The organism is Patescibacteria group bacterium (genome assembly GCA_041651355.1).
GTDB lineage: Bacteria > Patescibacteriota > Patescibacteriia > Patescibacteriales > UBA12465 > JAPLVX01.
Window position 1 is genome coordinate 534,728 of the sequence record JBAZJK010000001.1, and the last position, 17,926, is coordinate 552,653.

A 17,926-nucleotide genomic window follows, 5' to 3' on the forward strand; every position below is an offset into this window, starting at 1 on the left:
CTTAATCCAAAGACTTAATTTCTTCTTGGCCGCTGGCCATATCCTTTATTTTATAAACACTCTGGTTCTTTTCTTCGCCGCCGAAGATAATTACCTTGTCGATACCGCTCTTATTGGCGTACTCCAAGGCTTTGCCTAATTTCTGTTCTTCCAAACCCAAAACTATGTTTAATCCTGAGATTCTTAAGCTCTTAGCTAGCCTCTTCACTTCTAAGGTGAGACTAACATCTAAAAGAGGCAAATAATATCTAACGGGCGCAAATTTTTTCAAACCGGGTATCAGCCCCCAGCTATCTAAGAACAAGCGAGTCGTTTCGTCACCTGGAGCGAAGCCGACCGCCGGAAAACTTGCCCCGCCGAAAATATCTGCTAGGCCGTTATAGCGGCCGCCGCCGAACATCGCCCGATTATTTTCGGGATTATTGTCGAACACCTCGAAAATAAGGCCATCATAATAATCAAAACCACGAATAACAGCTGGATTGAATTTAACATAATCGCCATAGGATAAATCAGTTAGCTCCTTGATCACTTTTTCGAGCTCTAAATAGGCTGGATTATCTTTTAGAACCGGCAAAACTTCGCCCAGATCCTCTAAACTTCGGCTCCCGATAAACTTATCAAGGTCGCTGATAGCCTCAGCTTTCAAGCCGGCTTCACTTAAGCGGGCTCGAAAATCTTCCTGGCTAAGCTTATTAAATTTATCCAGGGTACGGACTACCTCGAGCTTGGTCTCGGCCAATTTCTCAGCGGGCACGTCTTTTAAAGCTATATCCAAGACAGCCTCAATCAAACGCCGACTGTTTAGGTTCAAGGAAAAAGAATCTTTCGGAGGATTGAACTCCAACATTAAATCCAAGGCTAATTGTAAAATTTCCAGATCAGCACTTAAAGCAGAGCTACCGAAAGTATCGCAATTAAGTTGCCAGAACTCCCGATTGCGGCCACGTTGCGGCTTCTCGTTACGCATGAAATTAGCGATGGAGAAATACTTCAAAGGCTTAGGAGAAGAAGCATATATCTTAGACACCATGCGCGTCACTGAGGGCGTCATCTCCGGCCGGATTGACAGCTCCCGTCCACCCAGGTCGGTAAAGGTAACCAATTCTTTGCCGCCGACATCTTCTCCGGACTTAGCACGATAGACTTCGGCGCTTTCGACTAAAGGGGTCATGTATTCTTCGAAGCCGTAGCGCAGGCAGACTCGCCGCCAAGTATCAAAAATATATTTTCTAATTAAAAACTCCTCAGGCAGCCAGTCCCGAGTTCCTTTCGGCTCTTGGTTGGAGATAATCTTGTTTGACATATTTATCCTAAAATTAAATAAATTTAACCAACATAAAATCAATTTAATCTTACAATACTTAGTAAAATTAATCAACTTGCCAGCCGCGCCAGGAGTTTAGAAAAAGTTTAGATAAAATTTAAAGCCCAAATTATATAATTTACTTATATTTATCTAAACAACAAAAATATGCGCATCCTTATCATCGAGGACGACCAGGAAATCCGGGATTTCCTAAAATCTAACTTAGCCACCGAACTTTTCGCAGTCGACGTAGCGGCTGACGGCGAACAAGGTCTAAGCTTGGCGCGCAGCAATGATTATGACCTAATCATTCTGGATTATGTCTTGCCCAGGCTCAATGGCGCCCAAATCTTAGCTAGCTTGAGACGCGACCAGAATCAGGTGCCGGTTATCATCCTTAGCGTAAAGTCGGAATTTAACACCAAGAAAGAACTATACACGTTGGGAGCGGATGATTATCTGACCAAGCCCTTTCTCTTCCAAGAGTTAAAACTAAAGATTAGGGCCTTGCTTAAGCGTCCGCCGCAGATACAGAGCCAGACGATCAAGGTTGATAATTTAATTATCGACCTGGACCAGCAAACGGTTAGGCGTGGCGGCCGGACTATCTATCTTACCCGCAAAGAATTCATGCTCCTGGAATACTTCATGAAAAATCGAGGCCGGGTCCTGACACGAGGCATAATCCTAGAGCATGCTTGGGATATAAACTCCGACCCCTTCTCTAATTCCCTGGAAACCCACATCGCTAGCTTGAGGAAAAAACTTAATTCCGGTAATAATAAGAACCTTATCCATACTTTTCACGGCCGCGGATATAAATTTGATCTCAAAAAACTCAAGATTTAGGGATAAACTTCTTGTCTTTTATCTTTTCCGGTAAATATGTCTGATCTTTTTCTTTAGTTAAAGGAGTGTACTTATAATCGCGGCCATATCCTAAATCTTTCATAAGCTTGGTCGGGGCGTTCCGTAGATGCAAAGGCACGGGTAGATTGCCGCTCTCGGCAACCTCTTGTTTAGCCGCTTCATAAGCCTGATAGACGGCGATGCTTTTGGGCGATTTAGCTAAATAGACTGCAGCTTGGGCTAAATTAACGCCGCACTCAGGCAGGCCTATTTTCTGGCAAGCGTCATAGGCGGCATTAGCTAAGAGCAAAGCGCTGTTGTTAGCTAGCCCGATGTCCTCGCTAGCGAAACGGATCAGCCTCCGAGCGATATACAGAGGATCCTCTCCGGCCTCGATCATCCGTACTAGATAATATAAGGCGGCATCGGCATCATGGCCGCGCAAGGATTTATGCAAAGCGGAAATCAGATTATAATGTTCTTCCCCGTCTTTATCATAGAGAAGATTCGGCTTATTAATGATTTCCTTAACCAACTTCGAGGAAATATTCCGGCTCTGAGCCGCGGCGCTTTCCAGGATATTCAAAGCTCGCCGGGCATCCCCGTTAGCTAACCTAGCTATCAAGCTAGACACATCGGGTTTAAGTTTTAATTTTAAATTTAAGGCGGCTCGATCAGCGATTACTTCTAAATCTTTATCTAAAAGCCTTTCCAGAACGACTACTTTTAAGCGTGAGAGCAAGGCGCCGTTGACTGCAAAACTAGGATTTTCCGTGGTTGCCCCGATCAGGATTACGATGCCGTTTTCAACTTGGGGTAGCAGAGCGTCTTGTTGCGCTTTGTTCCACCGATGAATTTCATCGATGAATAAGATTGTCTTCTGTCCTAAGCGCTTAGCGCTTTTCGCTCGGTCGACGATTAGCTTCAAATCTTTAACACCGCTGCTAGTCGCGCTTAGTTCCACGAATTCAGCCTTGGTTTCCTTGGCGATGATAAGAGCCAGAGTCGTCTTACCGCTCCCTGGTGGCCCCCAAAACAAAAGCGAAGGCACCCGATCGCCTTTTATCGCCTGATACAACCAGGACTTATTATTTATAATTTTTTCCTGGCCGACAAATTCCTGCAGATCTTTAGGGCGGAAACGGGCGGCCAAAGGAGTTGAATCTAGCATAATGATTTAATTTTAAACCTTTTTACACTTTTCTCCAACTTGACAAGCAGCTGATTTAATAATTAAATGCTATAATTAGATGGAACCTTAAACAAAAAACCGGATGAAAAAAATCAAAAATCTCATTCTGCTCTTAATGTGGATCAAAAGCATCCAAACTAAAAACAAAAGAAGCCTAACCACAAAAATTGGAATCCGGCTCCAGAAACACTAAAAACAAAAAGCCCCCAACAAACGGGGCTCTTTTATTAGGCAAACAAATAAGGCTAAGCTACTTTCTTTCCTGACGGTATAAAATATAAGAATATACTGGTAGCGGGAATACTAATATAGCGATCGCCAAGAAAAAAACCAGCTGCTTCCAAAACAGCAGCAAGAAGCCGCTAGTAGCTATCAGCAGGCCGGAAATAATGAAAATCGGACGAGCCAAAAGATGCGTCTTAAGCCAGACCCTTTCTGAAGACAGAGTCCAGGGAGTCCGGATGCCGATAAACCAATTAGGCTTTAAATTATGCAAGAAGAGGCCGATGATGGCAATGAAACCTCCGATGATAAGAGGTATATAGACAGCGAGATTTATTTGGTAGCCTAAAGCGGCTAAGTTGCTAAGTATATAGACAACAAATAATAAACTGACTAGCAAATCTTTAAAATAATGATAATTCCGGCTGAAAGACTGATACTGGTCTCGCTTCGGATCAAACTTAGGCAAGAAAAGGAGTAAAAGGTAGAGGGCGATACTTAAGATAGGCAAAAACCAGGCGGCCATCGCCGGGCTGCTGTAAGAATCAGCCTGACCAGACCAATCCCAGTGGATAGGGGCCTTAGCCGGAAGGCGAGAATAAAAGAAGAGAGCAGCCACTAAAAGCAGTAAATTGATGGCGACGGCATACCATTCGGTCCGAAAACTAGGTTTAAGCGGGTTGGGCATATATTTAAATCTAGATAAATAATATCTTAAGCAGCCACATGATGAAAATCCCGAACACTATGAATAATAATTGCAGGAAAGATTTGATCGGCCTGGTTTCTTTGTTTAGCTCCGGGATTAAGTCAGCGGTCGCGATATAAATAAAACCGCCGGCCGTAAAAGCCAGGATAAAATCAGTAAAACCAAGCAGACCATTATTAAAAGCCAAAGCTACAGCCGCACCCAAAATTGCCGAAAGAGCGGTCAAAAAGTTAAGCCATAAAGCCCGCCGTCGGGAATAGCCGGCATAAATCAGGACGCCAAAGTTACCGATTTCCTGAGGAATTTCATGAGCGATGACCGCAATCAAGGTAGCCAAGCCTAAGGGCCAGCTGGCCAAGAATGAACCGGCGATTATCAGACCATCAAAAAAATTATGAAAAGTATCACCCACTAGATTCATCATGCCCAGATGATGCGGATGCTCTTGACTGGTAGGCACATGGCAATGGCGCCAATGGATTATCTTCTCTAGGATGAAGAAGATTAAGAGGCCGCCCATCAAGCAGAACCAAATCCCTAAGCCCTGATCATCGCCGGCGCTTATCTCTGGTATTAGGTGGATAAAGACATCACCAATCAAAGTGCCGGCCGACAAGCTAACTAAGAAGAATACCAGTTTTTTCAAGACTGTCTGAGAGAATGATAAAAAAAAGACCCCGACCAAAGATATGGCCGAAACCAGAACCACGCTACCGAAAATATAAAAATAATTAACCATATAAATATTATGACAAGCCAGGGAGAAAATTTCAAGCTCAGGTAATTTGACTTTTGGGGCTTAAAATGGTAAAACAAAAACACAAGTCCAAAGCAAGATCTTTATCAATTCATATCAATATAGGAGGACAAATCCAATGAAAAAGAACAAATTTTTAGAAGACTTCGTCTTTATTATCGGGACCGGAAATCCTGAACTAGGCTGGAAGATAATCACCTGGATCGGCGAAAACATGAACTCCAACATCACGCCCTTACACCTAAACTTCGACACCCACCCCGACAATGAACCGAACTTCAAAATCGTCGACAATCACAAGATTAAAGGTAAAATCGTCATTATCATCGAAAGTGTATATGCCGAATCCCCAGAACTAGAAACAAACCTCTTCCAATTACTATGGGCAACTAAATACCAATACGGGGCCAAGGGCATCATCCTGGTTATACCTTTTATGAAATACCGTCGCCAAGACCATCCAGAAAAAATGGATGAAATCCACCGTAACCGTTATTTTATCCACCAATTAAAAAATAACGGGGTCGACGCTCTTCTTCTCTGCGATATCCATTCTCGGGAAACCTTAAAGAACTGTCAGGAAGAAGGCCTGCGAGCAGAAACCGTTTCCAGCGCCCACGCCTTTGCCGATCAGTTGCGCCCTCAAGTTGTTATTGCTAGAAGTGAAGGTCGTAAATTCTATATTTTCTGTCCGGACGAAGGCTCTTTGCGCCGGAATATAATCTTAGCTAAACTCCTGGATGTCCCCATCCTCATCATCCTGAAAAAACGTCTACCTAACGGCCAGCTGGAAGTCTACCGCGATGATGAACGAATTGCGGCTTTATCCAAAGAATACGACCTGCCAATTCTATGGCCGGAAGCGGAATTAATCAAAGACGCCACCATATGCCTATCGGACGATGAAGTCGCGACTGGACGCACAGCTACAACCACTGGCCGCGAACTTCTAAAACAAGGAGCGAAAGAAGTAGAATTCTGTTCTACTCACCCCGTTTGCACTCCGGGTTGGAAAGCGGAAGTGATTAATAGCGAAATCTTTTCTATGATACTATTCGGCAACACCATCCCTCGCGATTACAAAAAACGGACGGGTAAAAAAGTCACTGACGTTTCTCTCCATTGGATCCTAGCACCCAAGCTCCTAAGCCTGATGGCGGAAATGAAATTTTAAAACCAAGCCAAACTGAAAAAGTTTGGCTTTTTAAGAATCTCCAACCAGATGCAAAAAACATTTGACGCCATTTTTAAAAAAGACTATAATACTACCTATACCCCAGGTATGGGTAATAAATAAAAATATATGATACATGACAAACAAAAGATCAACACTAATTTCAAAAAGGCTAAAAGCTCGATCGACAGCCTGATAAACATGGTAGACTCGGGCGAATATTGCATCAACATCATGCAACAGAACTTGGCTGTCATCGGCCTGCTCAAATCCGCCCATCAGATGCTCTTAAGCAACCATCTTAAGACTTGCTTCAAGAATGCCATGGCCTCAAAAAACGAGAGGATTAAAAAACGTATGGTAGAGGAAATCCTGAAAGTTAATAAATTAGCTAACAAATAATATGGCTCAACAAAAAATCATCCTACCGATTTCTGGCCTGCATTGCCGTTCCTGCGAACTACTCCTAGAAGATGGATTAAGCCGGGTTAAAAACGTTAAGGGGGTGAAGGTTAGCCATAAGTTGGGTCAAGCAGAGATAAGCTATGACCAGGAAACTCCTGATCTAAAAACCCTGAGCCAAAGCGTCGAAGAACTGGGATATAAGATAGGTTCTAATAAAAATAAGAACAAATTGAATTCTTCCCTACTCATCTTGGCCGCCATCCTGATTATTTTCTTCTTGATAAATTATTTCGGCCTGCTCAATTTTAATCTCGACTGGCTGCAATCAGAACTAAGCTGGCCCCTCGCGCTTCTGGTCGGCTTGGTAGCGGGCATTTCGACTTGCATGGCTTTGGTGGGTGGATTAGTCCTGGCTTTAGCGACCGATTATGCCAAGCGGCACCCTCAAGCCAAGGCTCGCCAAAGATTCCAACCGCATCTGATATTTAATCTGGGGCGCATCATTGGTTTCTTTATTTTAGGAGCTGTCCTCGGCTGGCTTGGCGCCGGTTTTAAATTTTCCCACATCACTAATGGCATCATCAGCTTGATAATCGGTGGTGTCATCTTATTCCTCGGCCTGAAATTACTAGGCTTTTTCTCTAATTATGACCTAGCACTACCCAAGCTAATCAGCCGCCGGCTTGGTTTGAAACCGGATGGCGGTAAATATAAAAACTGGCGAACTATGATCCTGGGAGCTCTAACCTTCTTCGTTCCCTGCGGCTTCACCCAAGCGATGCAGGTCTACGCCTTGGGTAGCGGAGATTTCTTAAGCGGCGGCCTGATTATGGCGGCCTTCGCCCTGGGAACGGCTCCGGGTTTATTAGGCGTCGGCGGCTTGGCGGCTTTAATCAAAGGGAAAAGGGCGGAAATATTCTATAAGATCGCCGCTATAGTTATCATCGTATTCGCCCTGCTTAACCTTAACAACGGCTATAACCTGCTTAAGCTGAACCCTGGGAAAAGTATTAAGAAAACCGCAACCATCCTTGATCAAAATGTCGAAACTACCGAAAATCTTCAAATCATCAGAATGACAGAAAACTCCCGCGGTTATTCTCCTAATCGCTTCACTATCAAACAGGATATCCCAGTAAGATTGATAATCGACGCTAAGGCCCCCTATTCCTGTGCTAGCGCTTTCATCATTCCTTCTCTTAATATTTCACGCCAACTAAAAGCCGGAGAGAATATTATTGAATTCACTCCTAAACAGACGGGGAACATTCCCTTCTCTTGCTCAATGGGAATGTACACCGGTAATTTCCGGGTCGTCTCCGAGGATGAAACTGATAATCAGGATCAAAGCACCAGTTTAGATCTCGAGTTAACACAGAATAGTGGCGGCACTTGCGGCCAAATAAAAAATAATAATATAAATACAAATAGCGGCGGATCATGCCATTAAACATATGGAGAAAACTATTAATATCGGCGTCAGCGGCCTGCACTGCTCAGCTTGCGCTCGCACCGTAGAGAAAGAAATCGGACGCCATCCGGAAATAAAAGCGGTGGCTGTTAATCCTCTAACTGAACAAGCTGAAATAAAATATCAAGGAGAAAACCTGGATGTCGCCAAGCTGAACGTGAGCCTGAATAAACTAGGCTATCAACTACAAACAAATAAAAAAGCCGAACAATCATCCCTGTCTGATATCAAGTCGCAAAAATTACAAGAACTGAAGCAACAGAAAAATAAGCTGAAAGTCGCCGTCCCTCTAGCATCGATCCTGCTGCTTTCACTATTCTGGATGATCGGGGCTAAATATTTCACCCTCCCGTTCCCTCTGCTTATTCCCGAACCATTTTTTACCCCCCTGACTTTTGCGGTGGCGACCTTAATCCTTTTCTGGACCGGTCTTGATTTCCTGAGAGCAGTTAGCAGATTTTTTCTTCACGGCCGTCCTAATATGGACACCCTGATCGGCCTAGGCACGGGGGTCGCCTATTTTTACTCCACTATTATCTTCCTCTTGCCTGATCTCCGGCAAGCCCTCAATCTCGCTCCGATGTACTTCTTCGATGTCACGGTCGTGGTCATAACCTTCGTCTATCTGGGGAAATACTTAGAGAATAAGGCTAAATTCAAAACTAATGAAGTCATCGAGAAACTGCTTAATCTCCAAGTCAAAACCGCTTGGATAGAAAAAGATGGTCAGAGTCGAGAAATTCCTTTAGACCAGTTAGCAGTCGGCGATATCGTCGTCGTTAAGCCGGGCATGAAAATACCAGCGGACGGAGAGATAGTTTTTGGCGCCTCAGCCATCGATGAATCGATGATTACCGGGGAGTCTCTGCCGGTTGATAAGAAGGCCGGTGACCTGGTTATCGGCTCGACCATTAATCAGCAGGGCTTGATAAAGATCAGGATCACTAAAGTCGGCAGCGAAACCATCTTGGCTAATATTGTTAAAGCGATCGAGCGGGCACAAAATTCAAAAGCTCCCATCCAAAAAATGGCTGATAGAGTATCAGGCGTATTTGTCCCAATTGTTCTAATAATTTCTGCGCTTACCTTGTTGCTCTGGTTAACTATCGGCTCTCGTTTCTTGCCTTGGCCGGATACGGTTAGCCTAGCCATCACCTGCTTCGTCAGCGTACTCGCTATTGCCTGCCCTTGCGCCTTAGGACTAGCTACTCCTACCGGCATCATGGTCGGTTTAGGTCTAGCTAGTAAGAACGGTTTTCTGGTCAAGAACGCCGAGAGCTTAGAAAAATTGGGAAAAGTCCAAGCGATTGCCTTGGATAAGACTGGAACAATTACCAGAGGTAAACCGGAATTAACCGATATCATACCTATCCAAGGAACAAGCAATGAAATCCTTAAAGTGGCGGCTTCTCTAGAAAATAATTCCGACCACCCCTTAGCTCACGCCATCGTTAAGCACGCGCAAAAAGAAAATACCAGCCTGGAAGATGTTAATAATTTCAGCAATTTCCCCGGCCAAGGACTAAGCGGAGAGATTAGAAATAAAAAATACTATCTTGGTAATATGACCCTCAATCCCCTGAACCAAGAAAAGATAGAAGAAAAGATGAAAAGCTTAGCTAAACAGGGTAAAACCCCTCTTATCTTAAGCGATGAAGAAAAAATCATGGGTATTATTGCCATAGCTGATACTATCAAGCCTGATGCCATCAAAGCTATCTCGGATCTCCATAAGCTAGGGTTAAAAGTTATTATGTTGACCGGCGACAAAAAAGAAAGTGCTCAATATATCGCTGAACAGGTACGGATTGATGAGGTAATCGCTGAAGTCACGCCTTTAAACAAAGAAGGCAAGATACAAAATCTAAAAAACCAAGGCTACATTACAGCTATGATCGGTGATGGAATTAATGATGCCGTTGCTTTAAGCAGCGCCGATATCGGTATCGCTATGGCTAACGGTTCGGACATCGCCATTGAAGCGGCTGATATTACTATTCTGCACGGAGATCTTAGCAAGATAAGCAAAGCCATCAAACTCTCGCGCTTGACTATCAGAAAAATCAAACAAAACCTATTCTGGGCCTTCTTCTATAATATCATCTCTATCCCGATCGCAGCCGGGCTTCTCTACCCTGTTTTCGGTTGGCTGCTCAGCCCGGTGATAGCCGCTGGAGCCATGTCCCTTTCTTCGCTTAGCATTGTCACTAATACGCTGCTGATGAGGAAGGTAAAACTATAAGCAAGGATTAAAAAAAGAGCCAGTTTCTAGAACTGGCTCTTCTATTATAAAGAGCGTTAAGATATTCGACGACCGACTTCAGCCTTGGCTTTCCGAGGGTGAAGGGCTGAACTGGACATGATCAGGATGACGGCGGTCCGGAGTTCCCTTTGCAGGAACTCAAAGATTGCCTGGCGGGTGGCTGGCGGCTCTAAGCACATTTCCAACGCTTTAACGGCGATGTACTCTTGATACAGGATCAAGTTGCGCTCGTTAGCTTCCATTTTCGCCCAAAGATCGCTTCTCATGTTGAAGGTTAGAATCCCGGTCTCCTCTTCGAATTCCCAGTGGTGGTCGTTACCCGGCATTTCTTCGTAGCAGAACTGTACCCCCGTGGAATGTCCACGAACCAAGCGACGACGACCGCCTTTTGGTCCAGAAACGCTGAAAGGCATATGTTCCGGATGATCGGAATCAGGTAGCTTAGGCGTTTTAGCCTTAGGGCTAGATTTGCCGCCACCACCGACCTGATTAGTGTCTTTGGTCTTGAAACCTTGTTCCTTACCGGCGAAATCAAAGCCGTTGTGACCGGCACCGATGTTACCGACTTTGAAGGTTTTAACCACGTTCAGAAGATGAGGCATCTCAGCCCGCAACTTTTCTTCCAGGTTCTTAATAGCAACCTGCCCGATAGCTTGCAACCACACATCCCGGGTGCTGTCTTTAGCAGCAATGATATGTTGTTGGCCATGGTTTTCCACCCAGGAATCAAGATGGATGCAAAACTCCACCAAAGCTTCGTCTTCACGGAACTCTTTACGATTCTGGTGTAAGGTGCAGGCACTCGATAATATCTGGCCTTCGAAGAAACCGGAAGCTAGGACGTTGACGGTTTCAGAATTGGCAATACCCTCGATGGATCTCCTAAAAACCGACATCGGGATACGGAAGTCGTTTCCTTTGACCCCAAAGATGACAACGCCTCTACGACCGGCTTTAGTTTTGGGAGAAACATAGAGTTCAAAAGTCGTTTGACCGGACATCTTGTCGCCATAGGCGACTGCTTCCAATTTCTGTCCCTTAAACTGGGCGGCTTGGAAGTTCAGCTCCTCTACTTTCTTGTCGGAGCGCTTGATGCGCAGATGAATAGTCACATTGAGACGCTTCATAGCCTCGGAAAATTGGCCGAGAATCAAGGAACGCAAATCCTCTAAGCCGACAGCGTTAATGCTGTTGTCTTTAGAGAAACCATACAAACGGACTTCTGTCCGCCAAGGAACCGGCTTCTTATTAGGACCGGCGCGGCCAGTCAAAGAAAAAAGGATCTCAGGAGCATCTTGCCGTAAGATCTCAGAAAACTCACTGCTTTCCAAGATTTCCTGGCTGTTAAAAGTCCAACGGCTATACTTCGATTGCGCAGGAGCCGAGGTGATGATGAAGTACTTGCATTTGCCTAAGGGTGACAACATGCCGATTCCGAATTGGCCGAGCTTGCCCCGGTCGGTCTTGTTGGATTTGCAGACTAAACTAATAGCCTCACTGAATTGCGCAGGGGAAATGCCCGAACCATTGTCACGGACATAAATGCTGCGTTGGTTGTAATCTACCGAAATATAAATTTCGTTAGCGTCCGAATCAAGCGAATTCTGGACTAACTCAAGGATAACCTTGCTTAAGGTGGGATAATTGTCAGTAATGTATTTCAAAGCATTACCAGCATGTACCCCCATAACCACTTTTTGCTGGCTCATTTATACCTCCATTATTAATTAGACATTTTTTGATTGCGCCAGTGATTTTTCGCTGCACAGAGCATTAAGCATCTGAGACAAGCGATACACCTGGTTGGAAATACTGAATAAACTGGTTTTAGCTTCCCGGTTTTCCAGCAAATTACGGAATGTGTGGCGGACAGACGGATCCGACTTTGCAAGACGGTCCAACTGGGGTTCCAACACCTTGGTGCTTGCGCCAACTACTTGAATCAAAGAAACAAGCAGATCCAAATCAATGGGCGATAGATTGTCGACAAGCTTAGAGGTGGTTTCCCGACTAAGCTTAAGCCTCGTTTCAACTTGGCTCTGGACGCTCGGTTTTAGGCCGATAAAATAGAAAGCGAAGGAATCGGGCAGATCGAAACTTAAGTCTCCTGACCAATTGCCGACAAATAACTTTATATCTTTCAACATCTTATCGGAAATAGCCCTCTTACCGAAAATAAGACGGAATAATTCCGACTTTTGAGAATAGCCGAGAGACTCAGATACTTCTTCAACATTTGCCTTTTCCAGAGAAACGATAGAAACCAAGCGCCAAACTTCCGGCGGCAAGTCTTCCAGTTCATTCATCTGGTAGCCAATCAGGTCGAGAATAAAAATACCCTTAACCAAGCGGAGGCCGATGGGCGAACCCTGTTTTCTCCCCCATACATATAAGCTCTCATTGTCGCTTAAGCCAAAAAACTTCTGCAGGAAACGCATCTCCTGGGGATTACGACGTGCAATTACCCGGCCAAAAAAATGTCCGAGAGAATCTTTAATGCTCTGTTTTTCCATGTCATGGTTTTTATGTGTTTTAATTGTAAAGATCATAGCAACTTTTAAACTACATATATAATTTAAAAATTCCTAAAATAATAATATATTTACTTAAAAAAGTCAATAAAAAAGCAAAGATACTAAATTAAATTACTAATATTAAATAAAATAATGATAGAACCACTTATTTTTATGCTAAAATTAATTATCGCATATCCTTGACATAAGCAGTACCTTTTGTTAAAAATCAAGCATCTGTCCTAGAGTATCTTTAACAACAAAACCATAAAAACGGAGGGAAAATGACTTTAAGCTTATATGAAAAACTGGGCATTGATCCTAATAAGGATGCGGTGCGTGAAATCTTCAACCGGATTATCGATAACGAATACCCGGGTGCATTTGTTAATATCATCAGTGATCCTTTTGACACTAAACGGGTGATAACTCAACACCAAGATGGTGACGGTAGTAAATTCATCCAACGGCTGATGAATATGATGGCAGACGGCAACTACGATTACCGCCTCCTCAAAGGCATGGTTGACGATGCCTTATCTATGAATACTGGCGACATCGCTGCCGCCGGTTTTGTTTTCGGACCATGGATAATCACCGATGTCATCAATTTCGGCTTAGCCAAAGACATCAAGAAAGATCTGATGTTAGCGGTCGCTGAACGCTTGTTTGAATTACGGGATTTATACCAACAAAACGGATTCCACATCAAATTCTTGGGTGGAGAAACCGCTGACCTGCCCGACCAAGTTAAATCAGGTGTCTTTGACATCGCGATTACTGCTTGGGCGAACAAGAAAGATATTATCAAGGGAAATATTCAGGCGGGTGATGTAATTTATGGCTTTGCCAGCAACGGCCGAGCTATTTGGGAAGAGGAAGAAAATTCCGGGATCATGTCCAACGGGCTCACTATGGCTCGAAGCGTTCTGATGAGCAAGGATTACAACCAATTCCCTAAATTCAAACGTGACGGAGATTTCTACCGCGGCAACATGAAGCCTAATCATTCGGTCGGCTTACTTAAAGGCGTGACGGTCGGTCAGGCCTTAACTTCACCTACCCGCCAATGGGCGATAGTTATCCGCAAAATCATGGAAGAGTTGGAACGCAAAAATGCTTTACACCTGCTACATGGCATCACCATGAACACCGGCGGTGGCGCCACCAAAATCAGGCACCTGGGTAAAGGCGGAATCCGATATTATAAAGAAATGCCACCGGTCCCTCCTCTTTTTTCTTTAATCCAAATCAGAAGCCAGGAAGAATGGCGGGCGATGTACCAAACCTTCAACTGTGGCATCGGAATCGATGTGGTCGGCCAAGATTCACGTCTTTTCCGGGATGCTCTTAAAGCTGTTTCCGAAGAATGCCAAATAAATCTTCATCGTCTGGGTGAATGTCGCGCACAAACTGAAGAAAAGGCAAACAACAGCGTTCTGATCTACTCGCCTTACGGCGTCTGGGAATATTAGTTCTTTATTCGCCAACATTTAGGCCGCTTACCAAATAGCGGCTTTTTTAATTAAAAAAGACGTCTCTTATAAAGACGCCTTAAGGTGTTTAGTCTTCCATAGCTTGTTTTAAAACCGACCATTCTTGTTTCGGTCTCCAGACGATTTTGCCGGCAGCAACCAAGCTGGCAACCCGATCATCATTCTGGCAGAACTGATCAGCGGAAACAAAACAGGCCGATATAACCGGTAAAACCGGGAGCGAGGCACCAGCACCAACAACAACATCTTTCTGACCAGAACGATTAAAAGCGCAGGCAATGGCCACAACTTCTGCTCCCCTGGATTGAATTAGCGTCGCCAATTTATCGGTGGTGGAAAAATTATTGCAGATATCCTCCACAATTAGCACTCTATCCCCGGGTAAAATGTCATGACGATCGATGATCTGTTCGCTTTTTTCCTTAATGCCTTTGTCAGGATCAGCCAGGGCCACCACTTTCTTTTCTGCAAAGATACTACGGCAGTTCAGATGACGAGCTATGTCGCCGGCCAATAAAATGCCGCCCATGGGAGCGCCGATGACCAAGCTGGGAACGATTCCCTCCCGCTTCAGGCTGTCGACAATGATTCGGGCAAAATAATCGCGGACCAGCGGTATTTCCTCGGCTTTAGCAAAATTGAAATACTCAAAGCCGACCTTATTCTTCTTCTGGCCGCTCTCATCTTCATAGGTGCCGGCATAGGCCACCAAGGGGCCGATAAAATTTCCGACTTTATCCTTCGGGCTGCAATAATAACCCTGGCAGTTCTTAAGAGTTAGAAGCGGGTCAGCTTCAATCAAGATGGCTGAAGATTTTTCGATCTCAGCCATGGTGAAATCCTGGCTCATGACGGCACTGACATCATTTTGAGGATTGCCCTTAGTCAGTTGGGCGCCCATCACCACATAACTTGCCCCCAAATCCAGAGCTTCCCGGACGCCGGTAGTCCGTTGCTGGTGGTCTGATAACATCCAGGAATCACGGATACCTGGGACGATGAAGCCGTAGGAAGCGGGTAGGTTGTTTTTCAAAATTCTCACTTCCTGCGGTGAACAGACAATCAAATCAAAGGGTTCATCCGGGTAAGTGCCCGCATTTTTCTTCTGGTATTCAGATCGGATGTTGGCCAGGTCGTTAAAGATTTTTACCACCGGATGCATTCCAAACCGGCGCTGGCATTCATCAACACTCATATCAGTCAGAGCGCTCACCATGGCGAGTTTAGTCGCCGGCAAAGCTTTGCGCAAAGCGATAATACCATCGACACTACATTGAGAGCTGACGGTCAGGATGTCGGGCTGGAAGGCAGCATACTTCTTGGCATAATTTTCCAAAGTGGCAGAGACGTCGAAGACTTTAAGATCGAGGAACAGCCCGACCTCAGGTCCGATTTCAATCCGCAACATTTCCTTGATTTTTGCGACTAAGGCTGGCCCGCCGCAATCATAGTTGTGTATGCCATCGTTGACTTTCACATAGGCCAGCATTTTATTGATGCTTTTTTTAGAAACAGTTTCCCACATCCTCGCCAGTAGCTGGGTGGCATCAGGAATACCATCGAAAGGTAAAATTACTACTCTTCTCATGATAATTGATTTTTGGTTAATATTCGGTTTACTTAGGTTTTAATTTTCAAACAACTAATCAAAACATATTAAATTAACAGTCGAAAAAAGTCAAACAAAAAAACCTCTGTTTGAGGTTTTTTATAAATTCCAGTTCAAAACAAAAATGTCGTGCTAATTTAGCTTCCAAATAGAATAGTTTAATATCGAGGCGAAACTAACCCACAATAGATAAGGAATTAATAAATAGGAAGCTCGTTTATCTATTCGGTAAAAAAGACCGATTAATAATAATATAGAAAGCCAAAGAATAACTATTTCAAAGAATGCTAGCATTGGATTATGCAATCCGAAAAATATAATTGACCACAGGGCGTTGAGTATTAGATGCGCAAAAAATATTATCAAGGAAATCTTAACTGACTTAATATCGCCCCTCCTTTTCCAAATCAAATAAGACGCTATGCCCATTAAAACATAAAGCGTTACCCACATAGGTCCAAATATCCAATTTGGCGGGTTAAAGCTCGGCTTATCTAAAGTTGAATACCAGCCTGGTATGGCTGAGCTGGTAAAAACGGAACCGATTACGCCAGCTAGCTGGCTGATTAATATAAAGACTAAGGGTCGTAAAAATTTCATAAATTTATTTTTAATAAATACAACCTAATTATACAACAAATTTAAAACTCCCGCACCACCTAACAAAAATCTTGTGTAATTCTATATGCGCACCGCTTGTTGAATGATGTTAGGAATTTAATTTTTGATTATAATAGTCCAATTTATGTTAAAAGGGTTAAAAAATTCAAATAAAAATTTATCATATATTATTACCATCTTTTGATTTTTAAGACAAGAAAAAAGCCACCGATTTTTACAAAGCTTTGCTTTATAAATCTCGGTGGCTATAAAACCACCAGTTTTTTACAGTCGCTATTCTATGCTTTCTAGAGCATGTGCTTAAATCGTTAAAACGATAAACCAACCCGCCCCAATAGCCTAACTGTAGATGATGATAACCTTAAACTTGCCACTTCTTACGAAGAGATGATGAATCCGGTCAGCTCTCCATCATTGTTAATTCAATAATAACTCACCTTTTATATTCATGTCAATAAATTATTATTTGAAAATTAAGCCAGAAAAAATAATTTATAATAAAAATAGACCCTTCGATCTATTTTTATATTTACGCACGGGATGAGGGAATCGAACCCCCGCCAACGGTTTTGGAGACCGCCGTACTACCACTATACGAATCCCGCAAAATACTCTCCTAGAGGAGAGTATAGCTGTCTGGCTACTCTCTTGTCTACTTCTCTTCTTCTTTCTTTAATTCCATGTCTTCACCACAGCAGATAAGGCGGCCGCCGCCATCCTTTTCAAATCTTACTTCATTGCCGCAAATCCGGCAAAAATATACTTTATCGACACGATTACTCATATAATTATAATCTTAAATTAATAATTTTCTGACAAAATTTCAAAATAGGCTTTAGGATGAGAACAGGCTGGGCAGGTCTCCGGTGCTTCCACGCCTTCATGGATATGCCCGCAATTATTACACTTCCACCTCTTGACCTCCGGACGCTTGAACACGAGACCATTCTCCACGTTTTCTAAGAGCTTTTGATAACGGGCGGCATGGGCCGCTTCCACTTCCCCGACTTCTTTGAAGAGACGGGCGATTTCAGTGTGTCCTTCCTCTAAAGCCTCTTTAGCCATACGAGGATACATCTCTGAAGTTTCATAGGTTTCACCAATGATAGCTGCTTTCAAGTCTTCTTTAACATCGTCACTGATATAGCCTAATTGTTTGGCCCATAATTTAGCGTGCTCTTTCTCATTCAGGGCTGTTTCCGAAAAAATATTAGAAATCTGGACGTAGCCAGCCTTCTTGAAAACCGAAGCGAAATAATCATATTTATTCCGAGCCATTGATTCGCCGGCAAAAGCCTCTTCTAAATTTTTCTTGGTTTTTTCTCCTAACATAAAT

The 17,926-nt window shown here is 43.7% G+C and carries 16 protein-coding genes and 1 tRNA gene; 6 read left to right on the forward strand and 11 right to left on the reverse strand.

The annotated features are described in order from the left end of the window. Position 1: 1 nt before the first annotated feature. Positions 2-1,306, reverse strand: a complete 1,305-nt coding sequence (hisS, locus tag WC441_02795; GenBank protein MFA5163435.1) for a histidine--tRNA ligase — start codon at positions 1,304-1,306, stop codon at positions 2-4. Positions 1,307-1,474: 168 nt separating this feature from the next. On the opposite strand from hisS, the gene WC441_02800 reads away from it, so the two are divergent. Continuing rightward, positions 1,475-2,158, forward strand: a complete 684-nt coding sequence (locus WC441_02800; protein MFA5163436.1) for a response regulator transcription factor — start codon at positions 1,475-1,477, stop codon at positions 2,156-2,158. Here the strand turns inward: WC441_02800 and WC441_02805 are convergent. The 3 genes from WC441_02805 to WC441_02815 all read right to left on the reverse strand — a co-directional run bounded on the left by WC441_02805 (position 2,148) and on the right by WC441_02815 (position 5,020). Beyond that, positions 2,148-3,329, reverse strand: coding sequence for a replication-associated recombination protein A (locus tag WC441_02805; GenBank protein MFA5163437.1), 1,182 nt, complete (start codon positions 3,327-3,329; stop codon positions 2,148-2,150). The genes WC441_02800 and WC441_02805 overlap by 11 nt on opposite strands. A gap of 271 nt (positions 3,330-3,600) precedes the next feature. Continuing rightward, positions 3,601-4,260: an SdpI family protein gene (locus tag WC441_02810; GenBank protein ID MFA5163438.1), complete on the reverse strand. Its 660-nt coding sequence runs from the start codon at positions 4,258-4,260 to the stop codon at positions 3,601-3,603. Positions 4,261-4,270: 10 nt separating this feature from the next. Then, a complete protein-coding gene (locus WC441_02815; GenBank protein MFA5163439.1) occupies positions 4,271-5,020 on the reverse strand; it encodes a ZIP family metal transporter in 750 nt (249 codons plus the stop codon). A gap of 136 nt (positions 5,021-5,156) precedes the next feature. On the opposite strand from WC441_02815, the gene WC441_02820 reads away from it, so the two are divergent. The 4 genes from WC441_02820 (at position 5,157) to WC441_02835 (ending at position 10,330) form a co-directional block, all read left to right on the forward strand. Continuing rightward, positions 5,157-6,212 (forward strand): phosphoribosyltransferase family protein, encoded by a 1,056-nt coding sequence (locus WC441_02820; protein ID MFA5163440.1) that lies wholly within the window; start codon positions 5,157-5,159, stop codon positions 6,210-6,212. Positions 6,213-6,341: 129 nt separating this feature from the next. Beyond that, positions 6,342-6,614 carry a metal-sensing transcriptional repressor gene (locus WC441_02825; protein ID MFA5163441.1) on the forward strand — a complete coding sequence of 91 codons (273 nt, stop codon included), beginning with the start codon at positions 6,342-6,344 and terminating at the stop codon, positions 6,612-6,614. 1 nt (position 6,615) lies between these two features. After that, the gene (locus WC441_02830) at positions 6,616-8,067 is read left to right on the forward strand and encodes a sulfite exporter TauE/SafE family protein (GenBank protein ID MFA5163442.1); all 1,452 of its coding nucleotides are present in this window, start codon (positions 6,616-6,618) and stop codon (positions 8,065-8,067) included. 4 nt (positions 8,068-8,071) lie between these two features. Next, the gene (locus tag WC441_02835) at positions 8,072-10,330 is read left to right on the forward strand and encodes a heavy metal translocating P-type ATPase (GenBank protein ID MFA5163443.1); all 2,259 of its coding nucleotides are present in this window, start codon (positions 8,072-8,074) and stop codon (positions 10,328-10,330) included. 56 nt (positions 10,331-10,386) lie between these two features. Here WC441_02835 and WC441_02840 read toward each other — a convergent pair whose 3' ends face one another. Both WC441_02840 and WC441_02845 read right to left on the reverse strand, forming a co-directional pair. Next, complete coding sequence (locus WC441_02840) at positions 10,387-12,060, reverse strand: ATP-binding protein (protein MFA5163444.1); 1,674 nt, start codon at positions 12,058-12,060, stop codon at positions 10,387-10,389. An 18-nt stretch (positions 12,061-12,078) separates the two neighbouring features. After that, a complete protein-coding gene (locus WC441_02845; protein MFA5163445.1) occupies positions 12,079-12,864 on the reverse strand; it encodes a hypothetical protein in 786 nt (261 codons plus the stop codon). A gap of 284 nt (positions 12,865-13,148) precedes the next feature. Between WC441_02845 and WC441_02850 the strand changes: the two genes are divergently transcribed. Then, complete coding sequence (locus WC441_02850; protein MFA5163446.1) at positions 13,149-14,339, forward strand: hypothetical protein; 1,191 nt, start codon at positions 13,149-13,151, stop codon at positions 14,337-14,339. A gap of 88 nt (positions 14,340-14,427) precedes the next feature. Here the strand turns inward: WC441_02850 and WC441_02855 are convergent, their stop codons facing one another. The 5 genes from WC441_02855 to WC441_02875 all read right to left on the reverse strand — a co-directional run bounded on the left by WC441_02855 (position 14,428) and on the right by WC441_02875 (position 17,922). Continuing rightward, positions 14,428-15,948 carry an orotidine 5'-phosphate decarboxylase / HUMPS family protein gene (locus WC441_02855; GenBank protein MFA5163447.1) on the reverse strand — a complete coding sequence of 507 codons (1,521 nt, stop codon included), beginning with the start codon at positions 15,946-15,948 and terminating at the stop codon, positions 14,428-14,430. Between the two features lie 153 nt (positions 15,949-16,101). Next, entirely contained in the window at positions 16,102-16,569 is a 468-nt protein-coding gene (locus WC441_02860) for a TspO/MBR family protein (protein MFA5163448.1), read from the reverse strand. A 555-nt stretch (positions 16,570-17,124) separates the two neighbouring features. Continuing rightward, positions 17,125-17,195, reverse strand: a tRNA-Trp gene (locus tag WC441_02865). A gap of 47 nt (positions 17,196-17,242) precedes the next feature. After that, positions 17,243-17,374, reverse strand: coding sequence for a desulfoferrodoxin FeS4 iron-binding domain-containing protein (locus tag WC441_02870; GenBank protein MFA5163449.1), 132 nt, complete (start codon positions 17,372-17,374; stop codon positions 17,243-17,245). Positions 17,375-17,391: 17 nt separating this feature from the next. Then, the gene (locus WC441_02875) at positions 17,392-17,922 is read right to left on the reverse strand and encodes a rubrerythrin family protein (GenBank protein ID MFA5163450.1); all 531 of its coding nucleotides are present in this window, start codon (positions 17,920-17,922) and stop codon (positions 17,392-17,394) included. Positions 17,923-17,926: the final 4 nt, after the last annotated feature.